This window comes from Giesbergeria giesbergeri (assembly GCF_054779375.1).
Genome location: NZ_BAAGYJ010000011.1, coordinates 15,447 through 40,034 on the forward strand (window position 1 = coordinate 15,447; position 24,588 = coordinate 40,034).

Annotated in this window: 28 protein-coding genes; 11 read left to right on the plus strand and 17 right to left on the minus strand. The window is 60.5% G+C overall.

Going from position 1 to position 24,588, the window contains the following annotated elements; translation table 11 throughout:
- Positions 1-6: 6 nt before the first annotated feature.
- The 3 genes from ACYVB2_RS13875 to ACYVB2_RS13885 all read right to left on the minus strand — a co-directional run bounded on the left by ACYVB2_RS13875 (position 7) and on the right by ACYVB2_RS13885 (position 2,222).
- The gene (locus tag ACYVB2_RS13875) at positions 7-753 is read right to left on the minus strand and encodes a MotA/TolQ/ExbB proton channel family protein (RefSeq protein WP_382434188.1); all 747 of its coding nucleotides are present in this window, start codon (positions 751-753) and stop codon (positions 7-9) included.
- Between the two features lie 13 nt (positions 754-766).
- Entirely contained in the window at positions 767-1,597 is an 831-nt protein-coding gene (gene dapB / locus ACYVB2_RS13880; RefSeq protein ID WP_382434190.1) for a 4-hydroxy-tetrahydrodipicolinate reductase, read from the minus strand.
- An 82-nt stretch (positions 1,598-1,679) separates the two neighbouring features.
- Complete coding sequence (locus ACYVB2_RS13885; RefSeq protein WP_382434383.1) at positions 1,680-2,222, minus strand: outer membrane protein assembly factor BamE; 543 nt, start codon at positions 2,220-2,222, stop codon at positions 1,680-1,682.
- Between the two features lie 103 nt (positions 2,223-2,325).
- On the opposite strand from ACYVB2_RS13885, the gene fur reads away from it, so the two are divergent.
- On the plus strand, positions 2,326-2,772 hold the full coding sequence (gene fur / locus ACYVB2_RS13890) for a ferric iron uptake transcriptional regulator (protein ID WP_382434192.1): 447 nt from the start codon (positions 2,326-2,328) through the stop codon (positions 2,770-2,772).
- 11 nt (positions 2,773-2,783) lie between these two features.
- Here the strand turns inward: fur and hprK are convergent, their stop codons facing one another.
- The 3 genes from hprK to hpf all read right to left on the minus strand — a co-directional run bounded on the left by hprK (position 2,784) and on the right by hpf (position 4,680).
- Positions 2,784-3,734 carry an HPr(Ser) kinase/phosphatase gene (gene hprK / locus ACYVB2_RS13895; protein ID WP_460537022.1) on the minus strand — a complete coding sequence of 317 codons (951 nt, stop codon included), beginning with the start codon at positions 3,732-3,734 and terminating at the stop codon, positions 2,784-2,786.
- A gap of 18 nt (positions 3,735-3,752) precedes the next feature.
- Positions 3,753-4,220: a PTS sugar transporter subunit IIA gene (locus ACYVB2_RS13900; RefSeq protein WP_382434197.1), complete on the minus strand. Its 468-nt coding sequence runs from the start codon at positions 4,218-4,220 to the stop codon at positions 3,753-3,755.
- 127 nt (positions 4,221-4,347) lie between these two features.
- Entirely contained in the window at positions 4,348-4,680 is a 333-nt protein-coding gene (gene hpf, locus ACYVB2_RS13905; protein WP_382434199.1) for a ribosome hibernation-promoting factor, HPF/YfiA family, read from the minus strand.
- A 312-nt stretch (positions 4,681-4,992) separates the two neighbouring features.
- On the opposite strand from hpf, the gene ACYVB2_RS13910 reads away from it, so the two are divergent.
- Together ACYVB2_RS13910 and ACYVB2_RS13915 are read left to right on the plus strand one after the other, a co-directional pair.
- The gene (locus tag ACYVB2_RS13910; protein ID WP_382434201.1) at positions 4,993-5,913 is read left to right on the plus strand and encodes a phosphoribosylaminoimidazolesuccinocarboxamide synthase; all 921 of its coding nucleotides are present in this window, start codon (positions 4,993-4,995) and stop codon (positions 5,911-5,913) included.
- Positions 5,914-5,928: 15 nt separating this feature from the next.
- Positions 5,929-6,591 (plus strand): DsbA family oxidoreductase, encoded by a 663-nt coding sequence (locus ACYVB2_RS13915; RefSeq protein WP_382434204.1) that lies wholly within the window; start codon positions 5,929-5,931, stop codon positions 6,589-6,591.
- Positions 6,592-6,599: 8 nt separating this feature from the next.
- Here ACYVB2_RS13915 and ACYVB2_RS13920 read toward each other — a convergent pair whose 3' ends face one another.
- Positions 6,600-7,568: a tetratricopeptide repeat protein gene (locus ACYVB2_RS13920; RefSeq protein WP_382434207.1), complete on the minus strand. Its 969-nt coding sequence runs from the start codon at positions 7,566-7,568 to the stop codon at positions 6,600-6,602.
- Between the two features lie 95 nt (positions 7,569-7,663).
- On the opposite strand from ACYVB2_RS13920, the gene purE reads away from it, so the two are divergent.
- Genes purE through ACYVB2_RS13940 form a run of 4 tightly spaced genes read left to right on the plus strand, consistent with a single transcriptional unit; the run spans position 7,664 to position 11,319 of the window.
- Positions 7,664-8,161, plus strand: coding sequence for a 5-(carboxyamino)imidazole ribonucleotide mutase (gene purE, locus ACYVB2_RS13925; RefSeq protein WP_382434209.1), 498 nt, complete (start codon positions 7,664-7,666; stop codon positions 8,159-8,161).
- On the plus strand, positions 8,158-9,327 hold the full coding sequence (locus tag ACYVB2_RS13930; RefSeq protein ID WP_382434211.1) for a 5-(carboxyamino)imidazole ribonucleotide synthase: 1,170 nt from the start codon (positions 8,158-8,160) through the stop codon (positions 9,325-9,327). Before purE ends, ACYVB2_RS13930 begins: the two co-directional genes overlap by 4 nt.
- A gap of 11 nt (positions 9,328-9,338) precedes the next feature.
- Complete coding sequence (locus tag ACYVB2_RS13935) at positions 9,339-10,325, plus strand: L-threonylcarbamoyladenylate synthase (RefSeq protein ID WP_382434214.1); 987 nt, start codon at positions 9,339-9,341, stop codon at positions 10,323-10,325.
- A 49-nt stretch (positions 10,326-10,374) separates the two neighbouring features.
- Positions 10,375-11,319 carry an SGNH/GDSL hydrolase family protein gene (locus tag ACYVB2_RS13940; protein ID WP_382434219.1) on the plus strand — a complete coding sequence of 315 codons (945 nt, stop codon included), beginning with the start codon at positions 10,375-10,377 and terminating at the stop codon, positions 11,317-11,319.
- 16 nt (positions 11,320-11,335) lie between these two features.
- Here the strand turns inward: ACYVB2_RS13940 and ACYVB2_RS13945 are convergent, their stop codons facing one another.
- On the minus strand, positions 11,336-12,499 hold the full coding sequence (locus ACYVB2_RS13945; protein WP_382434229.1) for an SGNH/GDSL hydrolase family protein: 1,164 nt from the start codon (positions 12,497-12,499) through the stop codon (positions 11,336-11,338).
- A 75-nt stretch (positions 12,500-12,574) separates the two neighbouring features.
- Positions 12,575-14,038 (minus strand): D-alanyl-D-alanine carboxypeptidase/D-alanyl-D-alanine endopeptidase, encoded by a 1,464-nt coding sequence (gene dacB / locus ACYVB2_RS13950; protein ID WP_382434236.1) that lies wholly within the window; start codon positions 14,036-14,038, stop codon positions 12,575-12,577.
- Positions 14,039-14,123: 85 nt separating this feature from the next.
- Here dacB and ACYVB2_RS13955 point away from each other — a divergent pair, with 85 nt between their 5' ends.
- Genes ACYVB2_RS13955 through ACYVB2_RS13970 form a run of 4 tightly spaced genes read left to right on the plus strand, consistent with a single transcriptional unit; the run spans position 14,124 to position 17,097 of the window.
- The gene (locus ACYVB2_RS13955) at positions 14,124-15,107 is read left to right on the plus strand and encodes a DMT family transporter (RefSeq protein WP_382434240.1); all 984 of its coding nucleotides are present in this window, start codon (positions 14,124-14,126) and stop codon (positions 15,105-15,107) included.
- Between the two features lie 12 nt (positions 15,108-15,119).
- Entirely contained in the window at positions 15,120-15,842 is a 723-nt protein-coding gene (gene tsaB / locus ACYVB2_RS13960; protein WP_382434242.1) for a tRNA (adenosine(37)-N6)-threonylcarbamoyltransferase complex dimerization subunit type 1 TsaB, read from the plus strand.
- On the plus strand, positions 15,839-16,318 hold the full coding sequence (gene rimI / locus ACYVB2_RS13965; protein WP_382434244.1) for a ribosomal protein S18-alanine N-acetyltransferase: 480 nt from the start codon (positions 15,839-15,841) through the stop codon (positions 16,316-16,318). Before tsaB ends, rimI begins: the two co-directional genes overlap by 4 nt.
- Positions 16,315-17,097, plus strand: coding sequence for a uracil-DNA glycosylase family protein (locus ACYVB2_RS13970; RefSeq protein WP_382434246.1), 783 nt, complete (start codon positions 16,315-16,317; stop codon positions 17,095-17,097). The genes rimI and ACYVB2_RS13970 overlap by 4 nt, the downstream gene beginning before the upstream one ends.
- Before the next feature lie 23 nt (positions 17,098-17,120).
- On the opposite strand, the gene ACYVB2_RS13975 is transcribed toward ACYVB2_RS13970, so the two are convergent.
- The 8 genes from ACYVB2_RS13975 to ACYVB2_RS14010 all read right to left on the minus strand — a co-directional run bounded on the left by ACYVB2_RS13975 (position 17,121) and on the right by ACYVB2_RS14010 (position 24,587).
- Entirely contained in the window at positions 17,121-18,920 is a 1,800-nt protein-coding gene (locus ACYVB2_RS13975) for a methyl-accepting chemotaxis protein (protein ID WP_382434248.1), read from the minus strand.
- 152 nt (positions 18,921-19,072) lie between these two features.
- Entirely contained in the window at positions 19,073-19,792 is a 720-nt protein-coding gene (locus ACYVB2_RS13980; RefSeq protein WP_382434250.1) for a hypothetical protein, read from the minus strand.
- A 77-nt stretch (positions 19,793-19,869) separates the two neighbouring features.
- Positions 19,870-20,487 (minus strand): hypothetical protein, encoded by a 618-nt coding sequence (locus ACYVB2_RS13985; RefSeq protein ID WP_382434252.1) that lies wholly within the window; start codon positions 20,485-20,487, stop codon positions 19,870-19,872.
- Positions 20,484-21,095: a hypothetical protein gene (locus ACYVB2_RS13990; RefSeq protein WP_382434254.1), complete on the minus strand. Its 612-nt coding sequence runs from the start codon at positions 21,093-21,095 to the stop codon at positions 20,484-20,486. Before ACYVB2_RS13990 ends, ACYVB2_RS13985 begins: the two co-directional genes overlap by 4 nt.
- Before the next feature lie 9 nt (positions 21,096-21,104).
- On the minus strand, positions 21,105-21,890 hold the full coding sequence (locus tag ACYVB2_RS13995; RefSeq protein ID WP_382434256.1) for an ABC transporter ATP-binding protein: 786 nt from the start codon (positions 21,888-21,890) through the stop codon (positions 21,105-21,107).
- Entirely contained in the window at positions 21,887-22,927 is a 1,041-nt protein-coding gene (locus ACYVB2_RS14000) for a FecCD family ABC transporter permease (protein WP_382434258.1), read from the minus strand. The genes ACYVB2_RS13995 and ACYVB2_RS14000 overlap by 4 nt, the downstream gene beginning before the upstream one ends.
- Positions 22,924-24,048, minus strand: a complete 1,125-nt coding sequence (locus ACYVB2_RS14005; protein WP_382434264.1) for an ABC transporter substrate-binding protein — start codon at positions 24,046-24,048, stop codon at positions 22,924-22,926. Before ACYVB2_RS14005 ends, ACYVB2_RS14000 begins: the two co-directional genes overlap by 4 nt.
- Positions 24,033-24,587, minus strand: a complete 555-nt coding sequence (locus ACYVB2_RS14010; RefSeq protein ID WP_382434268.1) for a hypothetical protein — start codon at positions 24,585-24,587, stop codon at positions 24,033-24,035. Before ACYVB2_RS14010 ends, ACYVB2_RS14005 begins: the two co-directional genes overlap by 16 nt.
- Position 24,588: the final 1 nt, after the last annotated feature.

Consider the following 24,588-nt stretch of genomic DNA (forward strand, 5'->3'; position numbering starts at 1 on the left):
GTAAGCTCAGGCAGAGTCAGGTGCAGGAGGAGGAACAGGCGACGGTGCCGACTTCGGTATCCACGCTGGTTTAGCCAACGGTTTGGCGGGAATGACAGGAGAGGCATCCACCACCAGTTCGCGCAAATCGCGGGCAAAGCCTTCCAAATCGGCCTCGATACGCCCCAACAGACGGCCAAAGATGTTGTAGGCCAATACTGCAGGAATGGCCACGGCCAGTCCTGCGGCGGTCATGACCAACGCCTCGCCCACTGGCCCAGCCACTTTGTCGATGCTGATTTGTCCAGCACTGGCAATGGCCGTGAGTGCATGGTAAATACCCCAGACCGTGCCTAACAAACCAACAAACGGTGCGGTGGAACCAATGGTGGCCAACAGCACTTGCCCCCATTGCAGTTTGCCCAACACCAAGTGCAGGGCATTGCGCAACACGCGTGTGAGCTGTTGGCTGGCGCTACCTGCTTGGGCCAAAGTAATGCTGCCATCGGGGGGTTGCGCCAACGCATCGGCAGCCTCCACCAAGGGCAACACCAAGCCTTCACGGTCTAGGGTGGCAATTTGTTGGCGGGCCACCGGCCAAGTGGGGGCCAACCAAAAGGCGGCCACGCCACGCGCTACATCGGTACGGGCGCGGTGCATCAGCCAACTTTTCCAGACAATGACCACCCAACTTGCCACCGACATCAACAGCAACAGGGCTGCCGTGCCTTGAGTAACAAAGTCGCCTTGACGCAACCAGTGCAGCGCATCCATGAACAAAGAGTGCTCAGTTCAGGCCCAGCACGTCGAACATGTCGAACAGGCCAACCTTCTGGTCTTGCAAAAATCGTACCGCACGCAAACTGCCCTGGGCATAGGTGGTGCGGCTGGAGGACTTGTGTGTGATTTCGATGCGTTCGCCAGTACCCGCAAACAGCACCGTGTGATCGCCCACGATGTCACCACCGCGAATGGTGGCAAAACCAATGCTGGAGGGATCGCGCTCGCCAGTCACGCCTTCGCGGGCATAAACGGCACAGTCTTTCAAATCTCGGCCTATGGCCTTGGCAACCACTTCGCCCATCTTGAGGGCCGTGCCGGAGGGGGCATCCACCTTGTGGCGGTGGTGGGCCTCAATGATCTCGATGTCGTATCCGGTAGCCAGTGCCTTGGCCGCCATTTCGAGCAATTTCAGTGTGACATTAACACCCACACTCATATTGGGTGCCAACATGATGGCCGTGCGCTGGGACAGGGCAGCGATTTCGGCCTTTTGCTCTTCTGTAAATCCTGTGGTGCCCACCACGGCTTTGACACCCAGCTCGGCGCACATACGCAAATGGGCCAGTGTGCCATCAGGGCGGGTAAAGTCGATCAGTGCATCGGCATTTTGCAGCCCAGCACAGATATCGGCAGTGATGGGCACACCGCTGGCATGGCCTAAAAAGGCTGTGGCATCGGAGCCAACGCTGGGGCTAGCGGCAATGTCGAGGGCGCCCGTGAGTACGCAGTCGTCACTGGCACTGATAGCTTCGATCAACATGCGGCCCATGCGGCCACTGGCGCCGGCAACAGCCACGCGAAAGGTGGCAGAACGGGGGGAAAGGGAGGTGGTCATGCCATTCCTGAATTACGGGAGAAAACTACAGCAGGCACCAGCACCGCAACAACAGCACGATGGCACCCAAAAAACGATGGCTTCAACGCTCGGGTGTCTCCAGCGGAGGATAGCTGGTGCGGGCAGGGGCCGCTGGCACTGCCGTATCGGCCTTGGGGCGGGCAGGATAACGGGCCAGCTGTTCTGGCGTGGCCTCCAGCACCGGCACCTCTGGGGCTTTTTTGCGGTTGCCCAAGGTAGCGACAAATTCGCTCTCAGAGGGCATTTCGTCCCCTTCAAAGCGCAATAGGGTGTCTTCCTTGAAAAACACTGTGAGTTTGCGGGTTTGTGCTTCTACACCAGGGCGACGCAGGGTAAACACATACTCCCAACGGTCGGCATGAAAGAGGCTAGTGACCAGGGGTGTACCCAAAATATCGCGCACCTGCTGGCGGCCCATACCGGGCTGCAACGCCTCTACCTGCTCGCGCGAGACAAAATTGCCCTGCACTACATCAACCCGGTATGGCGTGACCACGCTGGCCAGACGCTCTCCGGTTCCGTCAAGACTGCCGCAGGCGGCCAAACTGGCGCCCCACAACAGGATAAGCCCCAGACGGGCACTGCAATGGACTTGGACGGGCATGGACAAAAGCATAGGACTATGATCGATCAATTCATTGTAGCGGCTGGCCCACAGGCTTCTGGCACCCCTGGCAGCCGAAAAATTTTTCACCCATGCCCTTGTCATGACAAATATCGACGAACTCAAGAGTACCGGACTCAAAGCCACCCTGCCCCGCCTGAAAATTTTGGAAATTTTTCAGAAGGGTACCCAACGCCACATGACAGCCGAAGATGTGTTTCGGGTGCTGCTGGAAGAACGCTCCGATGTAGGCCTGGCCACGGTCTACCGGGTGCTGACGCAATTTGAACAAGCTGGTCTGCTGATGCGCAGCAACTTTGAGAGCGGCAAGGCGGTTTATGAACTCGATCAGGGCCAGCACCACGATCACTTTGTTTGCACCCATTGTGGCAAGGTGGAAGAGTTTTACGATGCCGAAATCGAAAAACGCCAACAGGCCATTGCCAAAAGCAAGGGCTGGCTGGTACACGACCACGCCATGGCCCTGTATGGTGAATGCGCACAGTGCGTAACCCAGCGGGCTGTGTGCGACCGCTGCGACCAGTGTTGAGACGCTAGAGGCTAAAGGCCTTGATCCATGGCCCGGCGGTGGCGTTCGACAAATTCTTGGTAAGTGTCGATGCCCCGCAGGTTGAGAATGGTGTTGCGCACTGCGGCCTCGACCAGCACCGCAATGTTGCGCCCTGCCACCACCTGGATGATGACCTTGAGAATGGGGACGCCCAACACGTCTTGCGTCAAAGGCTCATAGGGCATGCGCTCGTAGTCGCGCTCCATAGTCTCTTTGCGCACCAAATGGACGATCAGGCGCAGACGCATCTTGCGGCGCACTGCCGTCTCGCCAAAAATGGCCCGTATATCCAGCAGACCAATGCCGCGCACTTCCAGTAGGTTTTGCAGTAGTTCGGGGCAACGCCCCTCGATGGTGGTTTGGTTGATGCGGTAAAGATCGACAGCATCGTCGGCCACCAAGCCGTTGCCGCGCGAGATCAACTCCAGCCCCAACTCGCTCTTGCCCAGGCCAGACTCCCCAGTGATCAGCACCCCCAGCCCCAAAATATCCATAAACACGCCATGCACCGTGGTGCGGTCGGCAAAGTGCTTGGACAGATAGGCCCGCAACACGTCAATCACAAAGGCTGACGACTCGTGGGTGGCAAACATCGGAATCTGCGCCCGCTCGCACATTTGCAGCAGCCCCTCTGGTGGGCCTTGGCCGTCGGCCAAGATCAGCACCGGCGGCTCCAAGGTGACGATGCGGGCAATACGGCGCTTGCAGTCTTCGGTGGTCGCGTTGGTCAGGTAAGCAATTTCACGCTCGCCCAAGATCTGCACACGATAGGGGTGTATGCAGTTGAGATAGCCCACCAAATCGGCGCCAGATCGGGCCGAACGCACGGCCAACTCATCAAAGCGCCGCTCGGAGGCACCCAGCCCAGCCACCCACTCCCACTTGAGGAGCGTGCGAAACTCCTCAAACAGGGCATCGGCGCTGACCACGTTGTGTTTCACGGTACAGCTCCGAACTTGTCAGGCGGCTTGGGTGGATTGCCAGCGTGCAATCAGACCGTGCAACTCCACCGCATCGGTGCAGGACTTGATGGTCTCACGCAAACTGCCATCGCTGAGCAGTTCGGCAATCTCCGACAGGATTTCGAGGTGCTTTTGTGTGGCTGCCTCGGGCACCAACAGGAAAATGAGCAAACCCACAGGCTGCTCATCGGGGGCATCAAAGCCAATAGGGTGTGCCAACTGAAACACCGCCGCCATCGGGGACTTGAGTCCCTTGATACGACCATGTGGAATGGCAACACCGTGGCCCAGGCCAGTAGAGCCCAGACGCTCGCGGGCAAACAGACTGTCGGTGATCAGCGCACGCGAGAGGCCGTGCAGGCTTTCAAACAACAGCCCAGCTTCTTCAAAGGCGCGCTTTTTGCTGGTGGCGTCAACGCCCACAAGAACTTGCGCGGCAGGCAGGATGGAGGAAAGTCGGTTCATGGTTTGGCGCAGATTATGCACCCGCTTACACAAGCATTTACAACTTGTCCTGCAGCACACGAAAACCACTCTAGGGCGACCAAGAAAGGGCGGGGAAGCAACCCCGCCAGAGACTGCCCCACCAGCATCATGCGCCTGGGCGGCGCCGCGCATCAGAATGGTGGTCTTGCAGGCGGTTTTTGTGCCGCACCACTTGGCGATCGAGCTTGTTGACCAGATCATCTACCGCAGCGTACAGGTCTTCGTGTGACGACTCGGCAAACAAATCATTGCCTTTGACGTGGATATTGCACTCGGCCCGCTGGCGCTTTTCTTTCTCCTTTTGTTTTTCCACGGACAAGAGCACCTTGACACCCACCACCTGATCGAAATGGCGCGTGATTCTCTCCAGCTTGGACTTGACATAAGTCCGCAACGAAGGTGTCACGTCCAGATGGTGACCGCTGATCGTCAAATTCATACTGTCTCCTGCGTTCGCTGTGGGAAAGGCCGCCCAAACACTGTGGATGCAGCCCGTGAAAATCTTCCAACGTAGACCGACTATGCGCCCGTGCCCACAGAAAAGCAACGCATACACCGCACTGAATCAGGGGGTGAAAACCCCTTGTCGCCACTGCCTCCAAAACCACGGACAATGTTGGGTTCTCCTGCAAAACCCAGTGACCGTACCCTTGGGCTGCTGCGGCCTAAAATCGCTCTTGCAGCCAGCAGCCTTGCGTCGGGCTGCCTCGCGCCATCCTAGGCACTTCCTGTTTTTCATCTCCCCGACACCATGACCCAGTCCAGCCCCTCTGCCCTGCACACCTCCGCATTGACCTCGTTGCCCTTGCTGGCACGCGGCAAAGTGCGTGACAACTACGCCGTGGGCGATGACCGCATCTTGATGGTGGCCTCTGACCGTCTGTCCGCCTTTGACGTCATCATGGGCGAGCCCATTCCTGGCAAGGGTGAACTGCTGACGCAGATGGCACTGTTTTGGTTTGACAAACTGGGCCACATCTGCCCCAACCACCTGACCGGCCAAGCCCCCGAGTCTGTTGTCACGCCCGAAGAAGTGCCCCAAGTGCAAGGCCGCTCCATGCTGGTGCAGCGCCTGCAACCCGTGCTGATTGAGGCGGTGGTGCGCGGCTATCTGGCAGGCAGTGGCTGGAAGGAATACCAAGAATCACAATCGGTATGTGGCGTGCCACTGCCAGCAGGCTTGAGCAATGCCGCCAAGCTGCCCCAGCCTATTTACACCCCTGCCGCCAAGGCCGAGATGGGTGACCATGACGAAAACATCACCTACGAACGCACGGTAGAGATGGTGGGAGAGAAGCTGGCGGCACAAATCCGCGACACGGCCATCCGTTTGTACCAAGAGGCTGCGGAGATGGCGCTGCAAAAAGGCATGATCATTGCCGACACCAAATTTGAATTTGGCCTGACCTCCGATGGCACCTTGGTACTGATGGACGAGGTGCTGACGCCTGACAGCTCCCGCTACTGGCCTGTGGAAGGCTATGAGGCTGCGCTGGCCGCAGGCCAAAACCCACCCAGCTACGATAAGCAGTTTGTACGCGATTGGCTGGAACAGGCCCAAGTAGATGGCCAAGCGTGGAACAAAACAGCCCCAGCCCCCCGTCTGCCCCAAGACGTGATTGAAAAAACGGCGGCCAAATACCGCGAAGCTCTGGCCCGACTGACGGCCTGAGGCAGGAGCCACACCATGCCCCGGCAAGTGCATATCGATGTCTACTCTGACCTCATCTGCCCGTGGTGTTTGATCGGCAAACAGCACCTGCGCCAAGCTCTGGCACAGGCGCAAGCTGAAGAACCAGACCTGCAAGTGACTGTGCAATGGCATGCCGTGCAATTGGTTGCTGGGGTGCCCGATGAGGGGTGGGACTACCCTGCGTTCTACCTGCGCCGCTTGGGCAGCGCGGCCATGGTACACACGCGCCAAGCGCAAGTGCGCGAGGCCGCAGCCCGTGCCGGTGTGGAGATTCACTTCGAGCGCATCACCCGCATTCCCAACACTGCGCCAGGCCATCAACTGCTGGCCTATGCCGCCCAACATCTGGCCCCAGCCCAGCTGGACGCACTGATGGAGCGGCTTTTCTCTGCGTTTTTCCAGCGTGGTGAGCACATCGGCCAGTGGCCCACGCTACTGAGCATTGCCACCGAATTCAGTCTGGACACACGGGCGTTGCAAGACTGGATTGCCAACAACCAAGGACTGCCAGAGCAGGTGGAGGTGCCCGGCGTGCCCTTTTTTGTGTTCAACCGTGCCCAAGCATTGTCGGGGGCACAACCTCCAGCCACGTTGCTGGCCGCCATCCGTCAAACGGCCATCGAGACCACACCCCACGCTGTGGCCTGCACCCTTTAAATCTACGCTCAGTTCAGCGCCATGCTGAGTCTGCGACGATAAGTAGACACCAACATGGCTTGAGGGTCTTCTTGCAAGGCCGCCTTGCCCGCAAGCGCAATGCCGGTTGCCGACTTGCCTGACGCATCGGTGCTTGGCTTGGGGCGCGGGGGCGTGAGCAACTCCAACAGGGCAACATAGGTTTTGCGTGGCGCTTCGTCATCCCATTTTTTGTCGCGTTGGATGATTTCGAGCAATTCATCCATAGCCAACGGCCATTCGCCTTGGGCAATGAGCAGGCGGCTCTTGGCAAAGCGGGTGGCAAAGTCACGCCGGTTATCGGTCAACAGCTCATCAAACTGTGCCATCGACCAACGGCCCCGTGGATCGTTGGCGACAAACTCCAGTGCATTGAGCCATTGGTTCAGTGCCTCAAAGCGCAGCTCTACCGGAATTTGTGCCATTGCAGGGGCCAAAGCAGCCGCAGCCTCGTTGAGTTGACCAGAACCGATCAGCCCTTTGACGTAATCGAAACGCAAATCGTTATTGCCGGGATCGGCTGCCAAGGCATCTGCCAAACGGTCTTGGGCTGCTTGGGCACCCTCTGGTTGCTCGGGTGCAGGAGTTTGTGGAGCAACCGCTTCGGCTTGCACCGGCTTGGCGTTGGACAGGTGGCGATCTAGGAATTCACGCACTTCCGCAGCAGGCAAGGCACCCACAAAGCCATCGACAGGCTGGCCCTCGTAAAACAAGACACAGAACGGAATGCTGCGCACCCCAAACATCTGCGACAGTTGCCCAGCAATCTGCGGCACCTTGTCAGCATCCAATTTGGCCAACACAAAGCGCCCGGCATAGTCGGTTTCTAGCTGCTCCAGCACGGGGCCCAGTTGCTTGCATGGGCCACACCAGGTCGCCCAGATATCGAGCAGAACGGGCGCCTGCATGGAAGCCTGGAGAACTTCAGCTTCAAAATTTTCTAGGGTGATGTCGATCATAGGGCTCGGGCCTCCCCAGACAGGGGCGGCAAAAAGTAAAATCTCGGGTTCACATTCTGCGGCAGCGGCCAGTATGGCGCACCGCTCCACACACTATGACACCCATACAAATCGGTGTGGTCATGGGCTCCAGCAGCGACTGGGAGACCATGCAGCACGCAGTGGAGATTCTCCAGCAATTCGGCATCGCCCATGAGGCGCGTGTGGTTTCAGCCCACCGTATGCCCGACGATATGTTTGCCTATGCCGAAGCTGCCGCAGGCCGGGGCCTGAAGGCCATCATTGCCGGGGCCGGAGGCGCTGCCCACCTGCCAGGCATGCTGGCCGCCAAAACCACAGTGCCAGTGTTGGGCGTGCCAGTGGCCAGCAAACATCTACAAGGGGTGGATTCATTGCACAGCATTGTGCAAATGCCCAAGGGCATCCCGGTAGCCACGTTTGCCATTGGCACAGCAGGTGCCGCCAATGCGGCACTGTTTGCTGTGGCGCTGTTAGCCACCGACAACCCCGCGTTGCGCACCCAACTGGAAGCCTTCCGTGCGGCCCAAACCGAAGTCGCCCGCAACATGGCCTTACCGCCCGTATCGGCATGAAGCAACTATCTGCCCCTCTTTTGCCCGGCGCGACGCTGGGGGTGCTTGGTGGTGGTCAGTTGGGGCGCATGTTTGTGCATGCAGCACAGGCCATGGGTTACTTTACGGCGGTGCTCGATGAAGACCCCTCTAGCCCAGCAGGCTTGGTCAGCCACCAACATATCCAAACCGGCTACCAAGACCCCGAAGGCTTGGCGCGGCTGGCCGATGTCAGTGACGCCATCACCACCGAATTTGAGAATGTGCCCGCTGTCTCGCTGGCGGCGCTGGCGGGGCAATGCTTTGTTGCTCCCACGGCCCGTGCTGTGGCAGTGGCCCAAGACCGTGCCCAAGAAAAGGCCCATTTTGTCGGCTGTGGTGTGCCTTGCGCCCCCTATGCCGTGATTGAGACCGCAGAACAGCTGGCAGCCGTGGATGTGGGCTTGCTGCCCGGCATTCTCAAAACAGCCCGCTTGGGTTATGACGGCAAAGGCCAGCAGCGCGTGCAAACCGCCGCACAACTGGCGGCTGCTTGGCACCACCTAGAGCAGGTGCCTTGCGTGCTAGAAAAAATGCTACCGCTGGCGCTGGAGTGCTCGGTGATTGTGGCGCGTGGTGCCGATGGCACGGTGGTGCATCTGCCGGTGCAACGCAACCTGCACCGCGATGGCATTTTGGCTGTGACCGAGGTGTACGAAGGCAATGTGCCTGCGGCTTTGGCCGCACAGGCGGTGGCTGCCGCCCAATCGGTAGCCCAAGGGCTGGATTACGTGGGCGTGTTGTGCGTCGAGTTTTTTGTGCTCGACGATGGCAGTTTGGTTGTGAACGAGATTGCACCGCGCCCCCACAACAGCGGCCACTACAGCCAAAACGCCTGTGATGTTTCGCAATTTGAGTTGCAAGTGCGCACCTTGGCGGGCCTGCCGCTGGTGCAACCACGCCAGCACAGCGCCGCCGTGATGCTCAATTTGCTGGGCGATTTATGGTTTGCGCACAGCGACACCGCACAAACGCCCGCGTGGGATGCAGTGCTGGCCTTGCCCGGCACGCACCTGCACCTGTATGGCAAAACGGTGGCCAAACATGGGCGCAAAATGGGCCACCTCAACATCACTGCCCCTACGCCAGATGCTGCCCGTGCTACCGCCCTGCAAGCGGCGGCGTTGCTGGGTATTGCACCGTTCTGAGCGCCAGCACCATGATTCTGGATGGCACACTGCCCGCTTCCATCACCACCGCAGCCCAAACTCTGCGCAATGGCGCTCTGCTGGGCCTGCCCACTGAAACCGTTTATGGCTTGGCTGCCGATGCCAGCAACGATGCGGCGGTGGCCCAAATCTTTGTTGCCAAGGGCCGCCCGGCAGATCACCCGTTGATTGTCCATGTGGCCGATGCCATCGGGATAAGCCATTTTGCCCGCGAAGTGCCCGCGTTTGCACAAGCACTGGTGGATGCCTTTTGGCCCGGCCCCCTCACCTTGATTTTGCCGCGCCTGCCCAGTGCAGCAACTGCTGCCACTGGCGGTCAAGACAGTGTGGGCTTGCGTTGCCCTGCGCACCCAGTAGCCCAAGCGGTGCTGCACGCTTGTGCAGCGCAGGGTGTGTGGGGGCTGGCAGCCCCGAGCGCCAACCGTTTTGGCCGTGTCAGCCCCACCACGGCACAGCATGTGCAAGAAGAACTGGGCACCGCACTGTTGGTGCTCGATGGTGGTGCCTGCACCGTGGGCATTGAGTCCACCATTGTCGATTGCACACGGGGCGTGCCCGTGTTGCTGCGCCCTGGCGCCATCACCCGTGCGCAAATCGCCGCTGCCTGTGGTGTGCAGCCACTGTCCAAAGAAGATTTGCCCGAACACACGCCGCGCGCCTCTGGCACGCTGGTGAGCCATTACGCCCCCCATGCCAAGGTGCGGCTGATGGATGCCCCAGCCTTGCAAGCGGGGTTGGACGTGCTGGGTGCTGATGCAGCCCATCTGGCGGTATATGCGCGCACCCCCATGCGCAATGCCTCCAGCAGGGTGCTGCTGCGCCAAATGCCCCACCATCCCGAAGCTGCGGCCCAACAATTGTTTGCCACCCTGCGCAGCCTGGATGATGCTGGCGCGCGCCTGATCTGGATCGAGACGCCACCCAACACCCCGGACTGGGAAGGGGTGCGTGACCGTTTGCAACGCGCTGCCGCCTGAGTCCGGCATCGCTACACTCAGCCCCTATCTACACTGGAAAGAACACACCATGGCAGCAAACTGGATGCGCCGCACCACCCTGGCCGTCGCCTGCGCGGCAACTGCACTGCTGAGCGCATGCGGCTCCAGCAATATCGAGTCGGCACTGGCCCCCGAACGGCTGATCGCCTTTGGCGATGGCTACAGTGCATTGGGTGAACACCGCTACACCGTCAACAACGGCAGCCTCAACAACTGGACGCTGCAATTGCTCGATTACTACCAGAAGGCAGGCCACGCACCCAGTGGCTTGGTCAATTTGGCCCAAGGCAATGCGCGCCTGACACAACACCCAGACGCCGCAGGTCAGACCAGCACGCGCACCCTGACGGAACAGATCGACACCTTTTTGGCTGCCCAAAACCTAGGGGCCAACGATATTGTGTTGGTCAATGGAGGCATCAGCGACCTGATTGTCGACATGGCTGCCGTACGGGCCGGAACCCTGAGTGCCGAACAGTTTGTAGCCCAAGCCCGCCAGCATGGCGAAACCCTGGCAGCACAGGTGCGCCGTTTGGTCGCCGCTGGTGCCAACCATGTGGCCGTATCGGGCACTTATGACCTAGGCCGCACCCCTTGGGCCACGACCATCGATCAAAAAGACCTACTCAGCCAAGCCAGTAGCCATTTCAATCAAGGTCTGTTGGTGGCATTGAACGATCTAAGCCAGCATGTGTTGTATGTGGACGTGGCCTACTACGTGAACCTCTACACCTCCAGCCCAGCATCGTTCTCGTTCAACAATGCCACCACACCGGTTTGCACTTCCGTGGATGCAGGCAACGGCATTGGCATCGGCACCGGCCAGATCAACTCCAGCCTGTGTACCGAGGCCACTCTGGTAGCCAATGCCGAAGTCGACCGCTATGTGTTTGCCGATGCGGTCTACCTCACGCCCTCGGCCCACCGCCAGTTGGGCCTGTATGCCTACGACAAGCTGCGCGCCCGTTGGTAGTCTGCCAACTGCCGCATCACAGCCAACCGGCTACTTCTAAACGCTCGATGATGTAATCCGACATCAGGCGGTAACCCCGTGGCGATGGATGAACATCGTCGGCATAGAGGTAGCCGTCCGTGTTGGTGGCCACGGTGCTGTAGCCCGTACAGACCAGCGCCGTTCCGTTCAGCGGATTGAGGGTGGGATTGGTGCTGCAGGCTGGATCGGTGATGTTGGTCAAACCAAAACGGCGCGGGTCGGCCACCTGCGCCCGGCTCTGGGCAAAAAGATCGGCTTGCACCACCGCAGTGCCTGTCAGGCCCGCCTGCAATTGGGCATTAAAGGCCATCACCATAGTGGTGATAAGTTGGCGGGTGGCGGCGTCATAAGCCAAGGCCAGCGGGGTGGTAGCCACATCGGGCACATTGGCTACCAGCACATATTGCGCCCCCTTAGCCAGCATCTGCTCTCGCACCAGCGTTGCCAAGGTGGCACCGGCCTGGGTCATGCCCTGCACGGCGGCAGCAGCAGCGGCACTGACCGCAGCATTACCACCGGCGAGCACTGCCGTCTGGGCTGCCCCATCCCAACCTGCAGCCAAAGCGGCTCCCACTGCGGCCTGCCCCCCTTGGGGGGCTGCGGCCACCGCCTTGAGGTGCATAAACAAATCGTTGGCGCCAGCCATCACTGTGACCAACTCGGTACCCGCAAAAGCACCGCCTGTGCGCGACAGATGGTTGGCAATCTGGGTTTGCACCGGCACGGCTGTCACGCCCAACGTACTGGCATAAAACGGTGCCGCTTGCAACGCCACGCTATGTGGCCCCAAGGGGCTGCTCACACGGGCACTGCCTTGGGCATAGTTGTAGCAGCCAGGCACGCTGGTCACGGCAGCCCCTACCAAGCCAGGGATATTAGGCAACAGCCCCGTCTGTGCAGCACAGGGGACGGCCACAGACAGGCGCTGGGCCAGATGCTCAGTCCAGTTCAGCCCCGAGGCTCCGTTGATGGTGTATTTGCCTCCACCCAAAGCCGCTACGGTGCCCACACGGTATGAGCCGACATCGCTCAGACTGTCACCAAAACTGACCATGCCGCTCCAACGCACCGCACCGTCGTCGCTACCGCCACAGGCCGCCAACACCGCAGCCGTCAGCACCGGAACGGCCCAACGGGCCAAAGAAAACTGTCGTGTCATGAAAAAGACTCCTGAATGGACAGGGCACCCACACAACGGTACCCCATCGGGAAAAATGGTACTGTAGTGGCGTGCTCAAGGGCTACCAGCGTCTGGGCGCTGGGCTTGGGCCGTCCATTCCACCAGCGCATCAAACACCGGACGGGCCGCTGCCGCTTGGGCGTGGTTGACCACTGCTACCAGCACGTAACGGCGCCCATCGGCAGCATGGACATAACCGGCAATGGCCGCCACATCACGCAAACTGCCAGTTTTCAGGTGGGCGCGGGCACTGGCACGGCTACGGCGCAGGGTGCCATCTACCCCAGTGACCGGCAAGGACGCCAGCAGCTCGGGCATCACCGGCGAGGCCCAAGCGGCCTGCAACATACGCGCCAAGGATTGGGCTGTGATGCGGTTTTGGCGGCTCAGGCCAGCGCCGTTGTCCATCGCCGGAAAATCGGCATCGCCCCAGCGAGCACGCCACCACTGACGCACAGCCTCGCGCGCATTTTCTGGCGTGCCAACACCATGCTGCTGCCAGCCCAAAGTGAGCCACAGCTGCTGTGCCATCACATTGTTGCTGTATTTGTTGATATCACGCACCACCTCGGCCAAAGGGGGGGATGTAGCGACCCAAGCAGGCTCCAAATGGCGCGGCACTGTGCCATAACGCACTGTGCCAGTGAGCTGGCCGCCCAATTCATGCCACATGCCTTCTACCGCCCGCTGGGCATAGCGTGCCGGATCGGCATAAGCCACGGCCCAACTGCGCTCACCACAAGCCGCTGGGTAGGCTCCGCGCAGCACCACACGGTGGGCATCGCTCCAATCGGCACGCAAGTTGGCACGCCAATCGCCACAGGCGGTGCCCGCAGGGGCCAACGGCACTGTGGCGGGCACTTGCACCCCTGCCAAGGGCGGGTCCATTTGCACTCTGGCCACCCCAGCAGCCTGGTCTGGCCCCAAATTCAACACCACCGCCTTAAAGTTGAGCAACAGTGCATCGGGCGCTGCGTTGTAAGGCCGCAGCGGCTCGCCATCGAATGCGGCGGGGTCGTGGGTGGGCAAGACAAAGGCCGATTGATCCAGCACGATATCGCCTGCAATATGGCGTATGCCTTGCCCCTGCAAGCGCCGCAGCAGCAGCCACAGGCGCTCCATGACCATTTTGGGGTCGCCCTGCCCCCGCACATACACATTACCGTGCAAAGTACCAGAGCGCACCGGGCCATCGATATACACCGGGGTCTGCCACACATAGGCTGGCCCAAGCAGTTCTAGGCCAGCATAGGTGGTCACCAGCTTCATGACCGAAGCCGGATTCATGGGCACTTGGGCACGGTGGGCCAAACGCGGTGCCCCTCCAGCGGCATCTGCCACCCATACAGACACCGCATCGCGTGGCAACTGGGCACGCTCGAGCGCAGCCTGCACAGGGGCAGGCCACTGCGCCTGCGTGGCCGGGGCCGCCTGTACGCCCGTCAACGCCCATGCCCCCATCAAGGCCACACCTAACCGGCGACCAGCACCGCTACACCAAAAAGCACAACACAGCATGGCTACCAGTCTATGCCCAATCGGGCCAGCACCCCCTCATCCCCCTGCACCACCACGGGTACAGCCTGCCGCTGATAATCCCGCGATGCGTTTTTCTCCCCGCTCTGTGGGCCTGCTGGCCGCTTTCGTCACCGTAACGATTTGGACGGCCTTTATCCTGATTGCCCGCGCGTCGGCGCAGCGCAGCCTGGCACCATTAGACATTGCTTGGCTGCGCGTGTTGGGTGCCAGCATGGTGCTGCTGCCTTGGGGCTGGTGGTTGGTGCGACGCCGCAGTGCCAGCCCAGCTCGTGGCGCTGCCGTGCCATCGAGCCTGTGGGGGTTTTCGCCACTGCCACTGCACCTGACCATGCAATTGGGCATTTTTGGGGGTGTGATTTATTGCCTGCTGGCCTATTCGGGCTTCTTTTATGCCCCAGCCACCCATGCCTCGGTGCTGATGCCGGGCAGCTTGCCACTGTGGACTACGCTGCTGGCCGCTTTTTTACTGCGTGAACACATCACGCCACTGCGGGCCACGGGGTTGGCCCTGATCGTGGTAGGAGACTTGCTGGTGGGTGGCAGCAGCTTGCTGGCCTCATTGCAAGGAGGCTCTATCTGGCGGGGCGATGTGCTGTTCATGGCCGCCTCGTTCTGCTGGGCCTGCTATAGCGTGCTGGCCAGACGCCACGGGGTGGATGCCGTACAAGCCACGATTGCCATTACTGCCTTTGCGCTGGTGACTTATGTGCCAGCCTACGCACTGCTGGTGGGCTTGGGCCTGCTGGGCAGCCAACTGGCGCAAGCGCCTTGGAGCGAAATCGCCTTTCAGATGCTGTTCCAAGGGGTAGGCTCGGTGGCTATCTCGGGCATCACCTTCACACACATGGTGCAACATTTTGGCCCCGTGCGCTCCACCATGATCACGGCGCTGGTGCCGGGCCTGTCGGCTATCGGGGCCGTGGTGGTGTTGGATGAGCCCATGCACTGGAATCTGGTGGCCGGGCTGCTGCTGGTGACGGCAGGCATCTTTTTTGGCGTGCTGGGGGTGCGTGCAGCCCCTGTAGCCACCAGCCAAGAGCGTGCATGACAATGTCGCCCCATGAACCTGCTTGCCTTTGACACCAGCACCGATACCCTCTCCATTGCTGTGGCGCATGGCCCAGCCCTGTGGCAGCACAGTGGCCCCGGCGCGGCACAGTCCTCGGCCACACTGATTCCGGCCATCCAGCACCTGCTCCAAGAAGCGGGCTTGACCTTAGAACAACTCGATGCCATCGTGTTTGGACGTGGCCCCGGCTCGTTCACCGGCCTGCGCACTGCCTGTGCCATTGCCCAAGGGCTGGCCTTGGGTGCTGGAGGGGGACGCGGCCTGCCAGTGTTGCCCGTGGACACCCTGATGGCTGTGGCCGAAGAAGCACGCCAGCAATATGGCTGCACCCAGATTGTGGCTACGCTGGATGCCCGCATGAACGAGGTCTACCACGGCCACTACCAATGGCAAGACGCCACTTGGCAAATGCCGCAGGATTTTGGGTTGTGTGCCCCCGAGGCAGTGCCCGTGCCCCCAGGCTGGACCGTGGCAGGTAACGCACAGGCGGCCTATGGCCCACGTCTGGCACCACAAGCAGCCCATGCCGTGGCTTGGCCCACGGCAACGGCCTTGCTGCGTCTGGCCCCTGCCCTACTGGCCGCCGGTGCTGGCGTGCCTGCCAGCCAAGCACTGCCCCGCTATGTGCGTGACAAGGTAGCCAAAACCACTGCGGAACGCGAGGCCGAACGGGCCGCCCCACAAGCCGCACACCACACCAGCACACAGCCATGAGTGCGCAACCCCTTCCCCCCACCTGTGCCCCCGAAGTCTGCTTACTGCCTTTGGGTATCAATGACCTGGACACCCTGATGGCCGTGGAGCAACGTGCCTACTCCCATCCGTGGACGCGGGGCAACTTTACCGATGCACTGGCCAGCGGCTACCAGATTCAACTGCTCAAAGGCGGAACTCAACTGCTGGGCTATTTTGTCGCCATGCCGGGGGTTGATGAGGCCCATCTGCTCAATTTGACTGTAGCGCCCGAGTTTCAGGGCCAAGGCTGGGCGCGCATACTGCTGGATGCGCTGGCGCTGTGGGCCCGCAGCCAAAATGCCCAATGGTTGTGGCTGGAAGTGCGGGTGAGCAACCTGCGCGCGCGCCATGTCTATGAACAATATGGCTTTCGGCGCGTGGGCGAGCGCAAGCGTTACTACCCCGGTGCCGATGGGAGCCGGGAAGACGCCATCGTCATGAGTGTGCTGCTATGAGCCTGCATTTGGATAGCCGCCAGCGCGCCATGCTGCAAGAAATGGGTGTGCCTGTCTGGTGGCCTGCCGCTCCACTGCCACACACAGTGGCAGCCGTTGCACACCCCGATGCGTTGACGCCACCCACGGCAAATGCCGTGCCACAGCCAGCGCCCATACTGCATCCCACCCCCACACCGCCACCATCCAAGGCGGCCTACCAGCCCACCGCCCCAGCAACCAACACGCCCGCTGAAAGCGCCAACACCACCACCACACTGGTACTGCACCCCCCCCGGCTGCTGTACCCCACCCCAGCCGCAAACACCCCCGCACCTGCCGATCTGGGACATGATGCTTGGCTGATTGTGGCCGAGGGGCGTGCAAATGCCGATCCACTGGCCGGTGATGCCGGTACGCTGCTGCACCACATGCTGCGTGCCTTGCAACTGCACCGGCACCCTCAGGTATTTTTCTGTGGTGTAGAGCTGGCTGCCAACACACCAGCAGACAGCCCCACCCACCCAGATGCTCTGCTGCATGAAGCACTGGCCCAGATACGGCCCGTCATGGTGTTGCTCATGGGACGGCTGGCAGCCCGTGCGGCCCTAGGGCGCACCGAACCACTAGGACAACTGCGGGCCCAACCCCACAGCGTGGCAGGCCACCCAGCCATCGTCACTTACGATGCGCCCTATTTGCTGCGTTTGGGCAAATACAAAGCCGCCGCTTGGGCCGACCTGTGCCATGCACGTCACATGGTTCGCACCCATCCCACTCGGCCAGAACAACGCCCCTAGAGAAGTGCGGCAAACGGTGCCCGTCAGGCGGCCTTGTCAAGCACAAACGCACTGGCCATCTGTGCCAAATTGGTGGCTTGGTCTTGCAAGCTGGCAGCGGCGGCGGCCGCCTCTTCTACCAATGCCGTGTTTTGCTGGGTGTTGTCTTCCATCTGGATGATGGCTTGGCTGATTTGCTCAATGTCGCCAATTTGCTCACCGCTGGCTTGACTGATCTCAGCAATAATGCCCGTCACCTCCTGCACGCTAGAGACAATCTCTTGCATCGTGGCCCCCGCCTGCTGCACCAAGGTGCTGCCGCTGTGTACCTTCTCTACCGACATATTGATCAGGGCGCTGATCTCGTGGGCAGCGGCAGCTGAACGCTGGGCCAAAGTGCGCACCTCTGAAGCCACCACCGCAAAGCCACGCCCCTGCTCCCCGGCACGGGCGGCCTCCACCGCCGCATTGAGAGCCAAGATATTGGTCTGAAACGCAATCGAATCAATCACCCCATTGATATCGGCAATCTTGCGCGAGGATTGGTTGATCTCCTCCATCATCGTGACCACGCCAGACACCACCTCGCCACCCTTGCGCGCCACCTGCGAGGCAGACTGCGCCTGCCGGTTGGCTTGCACTGCGTTGTCGGCATTGGCGCGCACAGTGCCCGTGAGCTTCTCTACGGAGGCCACCGTGGCACGCAGGGCATGGGCCTGCTGCTCGGTGCGCTCAGACAAATCCCGGTTACCTGAAGCAATTTCTGCCGTAGCCATCTCTACCGATCGGCTGGTGTCGCGCATGTGGTGCAGCACATCCATCGTGTGATCGGCAAAACGGTTGTAGGCCTGTGCAATCTGACTCAGCTCGTCAGTACCAGAAGCCACCACACGGCAAGTAAAGTCGCCTTCACCTGCTGTAGTAATGGCTTGGCGCAAATCCTGCAACCGTGCCAACGCCCGACTGATCGCCACATAAAGCAGTACCGCTGCGACCAAGGCCATCAGCAAGGTGGAGCCCACCGAGGCCTGAAACATGGTGTCTAACCCCGTGGTCACTTCGGCATGGTCCATCACAATCGCCAAGCGCCAATCGGAACCGGGCACCACATCGGAATACACCATGCCTTCGCGACCGCCAAAATCCATCATGCGCTCTTGCGTGGTGCTGGCATCCTTGAGCACCTGCAACGACAAGGCCGGATGGATGGCCGTGATGGGCTTGAGCGTCAGTGCGTGGTCGGGATGGGCAATGATGGTGCCATTGCCACTGACCAAAAAGGCAAAGCTGTGGGGCGTGGGCTTGATGGCAGCAATGGCGGCAATCACGCTATCGAGCATCACATCACCCGCCGTCACGGCCTGCACCTGTGCCGAAGTGCCCACCAGATCAGAAAACGTGATGATCAGTTTGCCCGAACTGGCACCAATAAAGGGTTGGGTGATGGATGGCCCTGCGGCCTGCACCGCCCCCTTGTACCAAGCCCGCTGGGTAGGGTCGTAGTCGGCAGCACGTTTGCGGTTTTCCGAAAACACATAATGTTTGTCTGGAAAGCCCATGTACGCTTGGTCAAACTGTGCTGCCTTGACCGCCGTCTGCAACATAGGCACCGGGTTTTCTGCCGTCACATGGTCTTTGAGCGATGCCACCACACGCTGCTTAGCGTGTACCCATTGGCCCAATGCTGCACTATGGGCCTTAGCCAAAGCAGAGGCTTGGCTGTGGAGCATTTCTAAACTGCTGCTGCGACCGATCATGAAGTTGGTCGTAGCCACAATGATCATGGCCAACGCAACAATACCCACGCACAGGGCCACCATGCGTGTTCGAAGAGAAGAAAACATAGGTAAAGACGGATAAAGCCACACCCAGGCGGCCAACTGGGCCGAGGGCAAAGATCAAAGTACGCACCAGACAGAGTGTATTTCCATACAATTTTGTATGGAAAACTGCTGCTACTGGCTAGGCCAACAGCAGCCGTGGTGGTGGGATGGGCCTAGTGCTGACTAGACTGGTCGCAACGCAGCGTGGAGGGTGGGGCCTGGGTAGCTACAGTCGCAAAATCGCTCAAAGCCCCCAACCGCCCCATCTGGCCCTGAAAGAGGTAATAAATGCTGGCCGGTGCCACCGTGGGCACCGCTACATCGGCGCCCACACACAAGGCGCCCCCTTGGTAACAGCGGGCCACATAGGGGCTGACCACTTGGGTCGGGGTAGGCTGAGAGAACAGCGCAGGATAACTGCGCTCGGCCCAATCCAGCACACACTCCAATGGCTGTGAAACCCCAGTGCCCGCCACCAGACGCTCCACCTCGGCCCCATCCTGCACGGCAAACACCAAACGGGCCACGCGTGCGCCAGGGGCTGTGGGGACAAAACCCACCAAGGTGGAACATCCCAACCCCGGTTGCAAAGTTTGACCACTACAGCCGTCGGCCCCCTGCACCGTAAAGTCTTCTGGAGCCACTGTAGGGCAGCCCAAGGCAGCACAGACCGCCATCTGGCCATCTACACGCACCTGCCCCAAGGTGACGGGACTGCTTCCTTGGTTAAAAACCGAGAAATACTGGGCCGCATAGGTGGCACCTACCGGAATCTGACCAAAGTGGTGCTCAGGTGGCGGATCTGTCACTACCACCTGGGCCAGTGCAGGCACTGCCAATGCACACAACCCAGCCGCAGCGATGGTCTGACGAACAAAAAGAGGAAAGCGCATGGCGAACAGCTCCTGCAAACAGGGGTGGAAAAGCTGCCAGCTTGCCGCCATTGCCTCAGGGCGTCAAGCACTGGCGCTCAAGCACCAGCCCCCGCATGCAGCCAAGGCAAAAAGCCCTGCAAAAACCGGGTGGTGGCAGGCATGAAATAGCTGCCGTGGTGATAACAAGGGTCTAACGTGGTCAAGATCATCCGGCCTGGAGTGGTCACATGGTCTTCATAGAAGATGCTGCCACCATCGGCATGATCGATCAGGCTGCGGCAGCCCTCGGGCAGTACGAAAAAACCATGCTGGTGCCAAGTGGCATCGGGCAGGCTGATGTGCTGCCACATCGGGTGTTCAGGCTGCACCATGCGCAAGCGCGAATCAGCCCCCGGCGTCAGCCACCACCAAAAGTTGACCTCTCGCGCAAACCACTGCACCCCTGGCAACCAGCGTTCCGATTGGCTCTCTCCCAAGGCCACAACGGTCTTGCCGCTGTCCAGAAAACGCCGAATGGTTGGGGCGGCGGCCACCATCAGTTCGGGGTCTTGACGGGCACTGACATAAAGGATGTCCACATCGTCCAATGCGGCGGTGGGCAAATCCTGGGCATAAATCAGTCGGTCAAAATAAGACCGCAGCGCCGGATCGTGCAAGGTGGCCTGATGGTAGTACGTGCCGCCATCCACGGCAGCAATGCGTTGGTGGCTCATACGGTCACTCCTTCCAGCAGCCATTCCAGCAATTGGGGGGCAATACGCCGGGCACTGGTGTTGTCGGCGGCATACATCCACAAGTCATTGCCGCCATGCACCAACAGGCGGCCTGCGCCCGCCAGTGGCAGCTCCCAGTCCAGTGGCAGCGCCTGCGGGCCAATGCCATGAATGGCCTTGGCCCCCGGTGGCAACGGGTTGTGCCCCCGACCATAAAAACCGGCCACACCCCGGCGGTAGGTCAGGTCATAGGTGTCTACCCCCCTAAATACCGGGTGCTCCATCAACCGTTGCACCTGCAAACCTGCCATATTGCGCTCGGCCAATGGCACAAAAGGGCGCAGCATTGGCAGAAAAGGGTAGGCCACATGCCCGTTGATGACCATAGAGCCGCCCTGTTGCAAATAATGGTCTAACAAACTCTGGCGAGCCTGCAAGGCCCGCTGATCCACATGGCCTGCCACCAACACGGCCTGCACGCCCTCCAGACATTGCGCATCCAAATCGTAGACACGGATGGCACGCCCATATTCACGCCAAAGCGGCAGATGGAAAAAAGCCTGCCCCAGTGGGGCCACGCCTTCAATAAAAAGCAAGGGTGGATGCATCACAGTGCCTCAAGGTAAAGAAGGGGTTGGTAAAGACACCATCGCCCGACCAATAGCGTGGTACAGCGGAATGGCGGTCTGCACGGCCCGCCCATCCACTTCCAATGCCATGCGTTGGATAGGCAAGCGATACAGGCGACTCAGTGCCTCAGTGGTCACGGTGTCGAGGGTGGCACCAAACAAAAACGCCTGCGCATCCAGCAACAGCAGCGACTGGTCAGCAATCTCAAGTGCATGCTGGGGCACATGGGTGGTAAAAACCACGGTCATGCCTTCGCGGTGGGCCAAGTCGCGCATCACCTCCAGAATGACGGCTTGGTTGTGAAAATCCAGCGCCGAAGCAGGCTCATCCAACAACATGACCTGGCAGCCCGAGGCCAGAGCGCGGGCCATCAGTACCAATTGGCGCTCACCCCCAGAGAGGTGGTGAATGTCCCTCTCGGCAAAACGGTCGGCATCCAAGCGGCGCAGGCAGTCATGGGCCACAGCGCGGTCGTGGGCGCTGGGCGCACCTTTCCAGCCAATATGGCGTGCGCGCCCAGTCAGCACCAAATCCAGCGCCGTCATCTCAAAACCGGGGTGAATAAATTGCGGCACATAGGCTACGCTGGCATCACACTGCACCCGGCCTTCTTGGGGGCGCGCCAAACCGGCCATCACCCGCAATAGGCTGGACTTGCCTCGGCCATTGGGGCCAAGCACCGCCAACACCTGCCCAGCCTGCAAAGAAAAATCCAGATGGCGCAACACCCAAGTGGCATAGCAGATGCCCACATCGCACACTTGCAGCATCATGCCTCCCCCGGACGGCGCATCTGGCGCAACAGGTAGGCAAAAACCGGCGCCCCCACCAAGGCCGTCAGAGCGCCCAAGGGAATCTCGGCATCGGTCACGCTGCGCGCCAAGGTGTCCACCACCACCAAATACACGGCTCCCAGTAGCGCCGTCAGCGGCATAAAAGCAGCAAAGTGGTTGCCAAACAGCAACCGCACCAGATGGGGCACCACCAACCCCACCCAACCAATCACGCCACACACTGCCACCGAGGCTGCGGTGATGAGCGCCACCGCCAGCAGGGCCAGCGTGCGCACCCGCTCTACCGGCAGGCCCATAGCGCGCGCATCATCCTCGCCCAATGACATCACATGGAGCTGGAAACGAACCAGCCACAACGCCACCAACCCCAGGCCAGTAGCACCAGCCCCTAGCCACAGACGCGGATAATCGGCAGCCGCCAAACTGCCCAGCAACCAAAAGACAATGGTGGGCAACTGGTTTTGCGGGTCGGCCACAAACTTAGCCAAAGACACCAACGCCCCAAACACCGCACTGACCACCACCCCAGACAGAATCAGGGTCAAGATACTCTCGCCACCACCGCTGTGTGCCAGCCAGCGCACAAAATACAGGGCCGCCATGCCCCCCAGCAGAGACAGCAACACCAGCACAGTGCCACTGCCATCCAACAAAATGGCGAGCACACCACCACAGGCTGCCCCAGCAGAAACGCCCACCAACTGCGGGTCGGCCAACGGATTGCGAAACAGCCCCTGCAAGGCTGCTCCCGACACTGCCAACCCGGCCCCCAAAATGGCCGCCAGCAACACACGGGGCACCCGGCCCCACAACACCAACCGCTGCTCCATTGGCGTCCACCACGGCTCTAGCCCCAACCACGGTGGCAACACAATGCCCAACGTGTGGCTGAGCGGAATGTCGTAACGCCCCACACCCAGCGCCAGCACCAACGTCACGGGCAACAACACCGCCAACACACCATAACCCACCCGGATCGACAGCAGCCCACGCACCCCTGTTGTGCCCCAACTCATGGTTTGCCCCCGGCACGCAACACCTGATAGCCCCGGCTGGATTGGTTCAGTGGCATTTGCAACACCCGATCCAGATCGGCCTCAGACACCGTGGCGGCATACAGGTCTTGGTAGGTGTTGCGCACCCGCTCCCGAAAACCCTGCAAGGCAAACCGTTCTGGATGCAATAGGCCAGCCAACCAACGCCAAGCCAAGGGGGTTTCTTGGCTGGGCGGGTCCCAACGGAAGCCACCGCGTGGCATTTTGTACAGACGCCGGGCCTGCACCGCCGTGGTGACTGACAAGATAGGGTCGTGGTACAAATCATCTGGCACCAAATGGCTGTCCAAGTTAGCCAGCAAAATCACCTCTGGGTTCCAAGCCACGATCTGCTCTTTGGTCACCGCAGCATTGCCCTTGACGGCACCGGCCACATTGATGCCCCCAGCCAAGCGGATATCGTGGTCCATGTTGGTGCCCATACCCCCCACCTGCACACCACCGTGGTAACGGTACAAAAACAGTGCCCTCGGGCGCTGTGACGGCGCAATTGCTGCCACCTGCATGCGCAAGCTTTGCTGTTCTTGCTCAATCCATGCCGCCAGTCGGTTGCCACGCTCTTGGCGCCCGGTCGCCTGCCCAATCAGCCGAAACCACTGGGTCACATAGTCGGTCTGGCCGTATTTGAGGGTGAGCACATTCAGACCCATCTGCTCCATAGGCCGCACAATCGACTCGCCCCGGTCACCCCATTGCAACACCACATCAGGGCGGGCATTCATCAATGCCTCAATGTTGGGGGCAAAGCCTTCTGTGGCCATATTGGCTGCGATGCGCGGAGCCGCCGGAAAGAACCGCCCCAACATGCCCTGCTGCATGTCTTCCCGCGCTGCGGGGTTAATGCCCACCAGCCGCTCAGTTGAGCGGTCAAGCGTCATCACCATCGAGGCGCCAGGAATCACCAAACTGGCAATGCGCTGAACTGGCACGGGCACGGACACCGAGCGGCCATTTTGGTCGGTCATAGACATGGTTTGCGCCTGCACCGCTCCGGCCATCTGCACCGCTGCCACACAGCCCCATACCTTGCACACCAGCGCGCAGCGCGCCATCAGCCCACCGCGCTTCATGGTGCTGGACATTCCATGAAATCGAGCACATCTTCCGGTGCCAGCGCCAGCACGCGGGCCTCGATATCGCACTTGAGGGCATCAAACTCTTGGCGGGTGTGCTCGTCGAGCCCACCACTGCGTGCCAAACCAAACAACTCGTAGAACCGCTCGGGCAATACACCGTCACGCACTTGGCACAACACGCTACATGGACCTGCCACCACAATCCACGAATAAGAAAAATCGGCATGGGGATTGAGCCGTGCATAGGGCTGTGCCTTGTCCAACACATAGGCCGAACGGGTCACGGCACGGGTGATGTATTCAAAGGCATCACGTACGCCCGTGCCCGGATGACCCGTGACCACCTGCACCGCATGGCGCGACATGTGCCCGTGGGTGGCTACCGCCAACCGTTGCAAGGCACCTTGCAGCCCCACAAAAGCAACAGCCAACATGGCAAAGTTGCCATCCATATGGAAGGTACGCACCGCGTCATAGCGGATGCAGGTGGATTGCCCGTTCTCAAAAAGGACAAAAGCTTGGTCAAAAACAGTGGACTGTGGCATG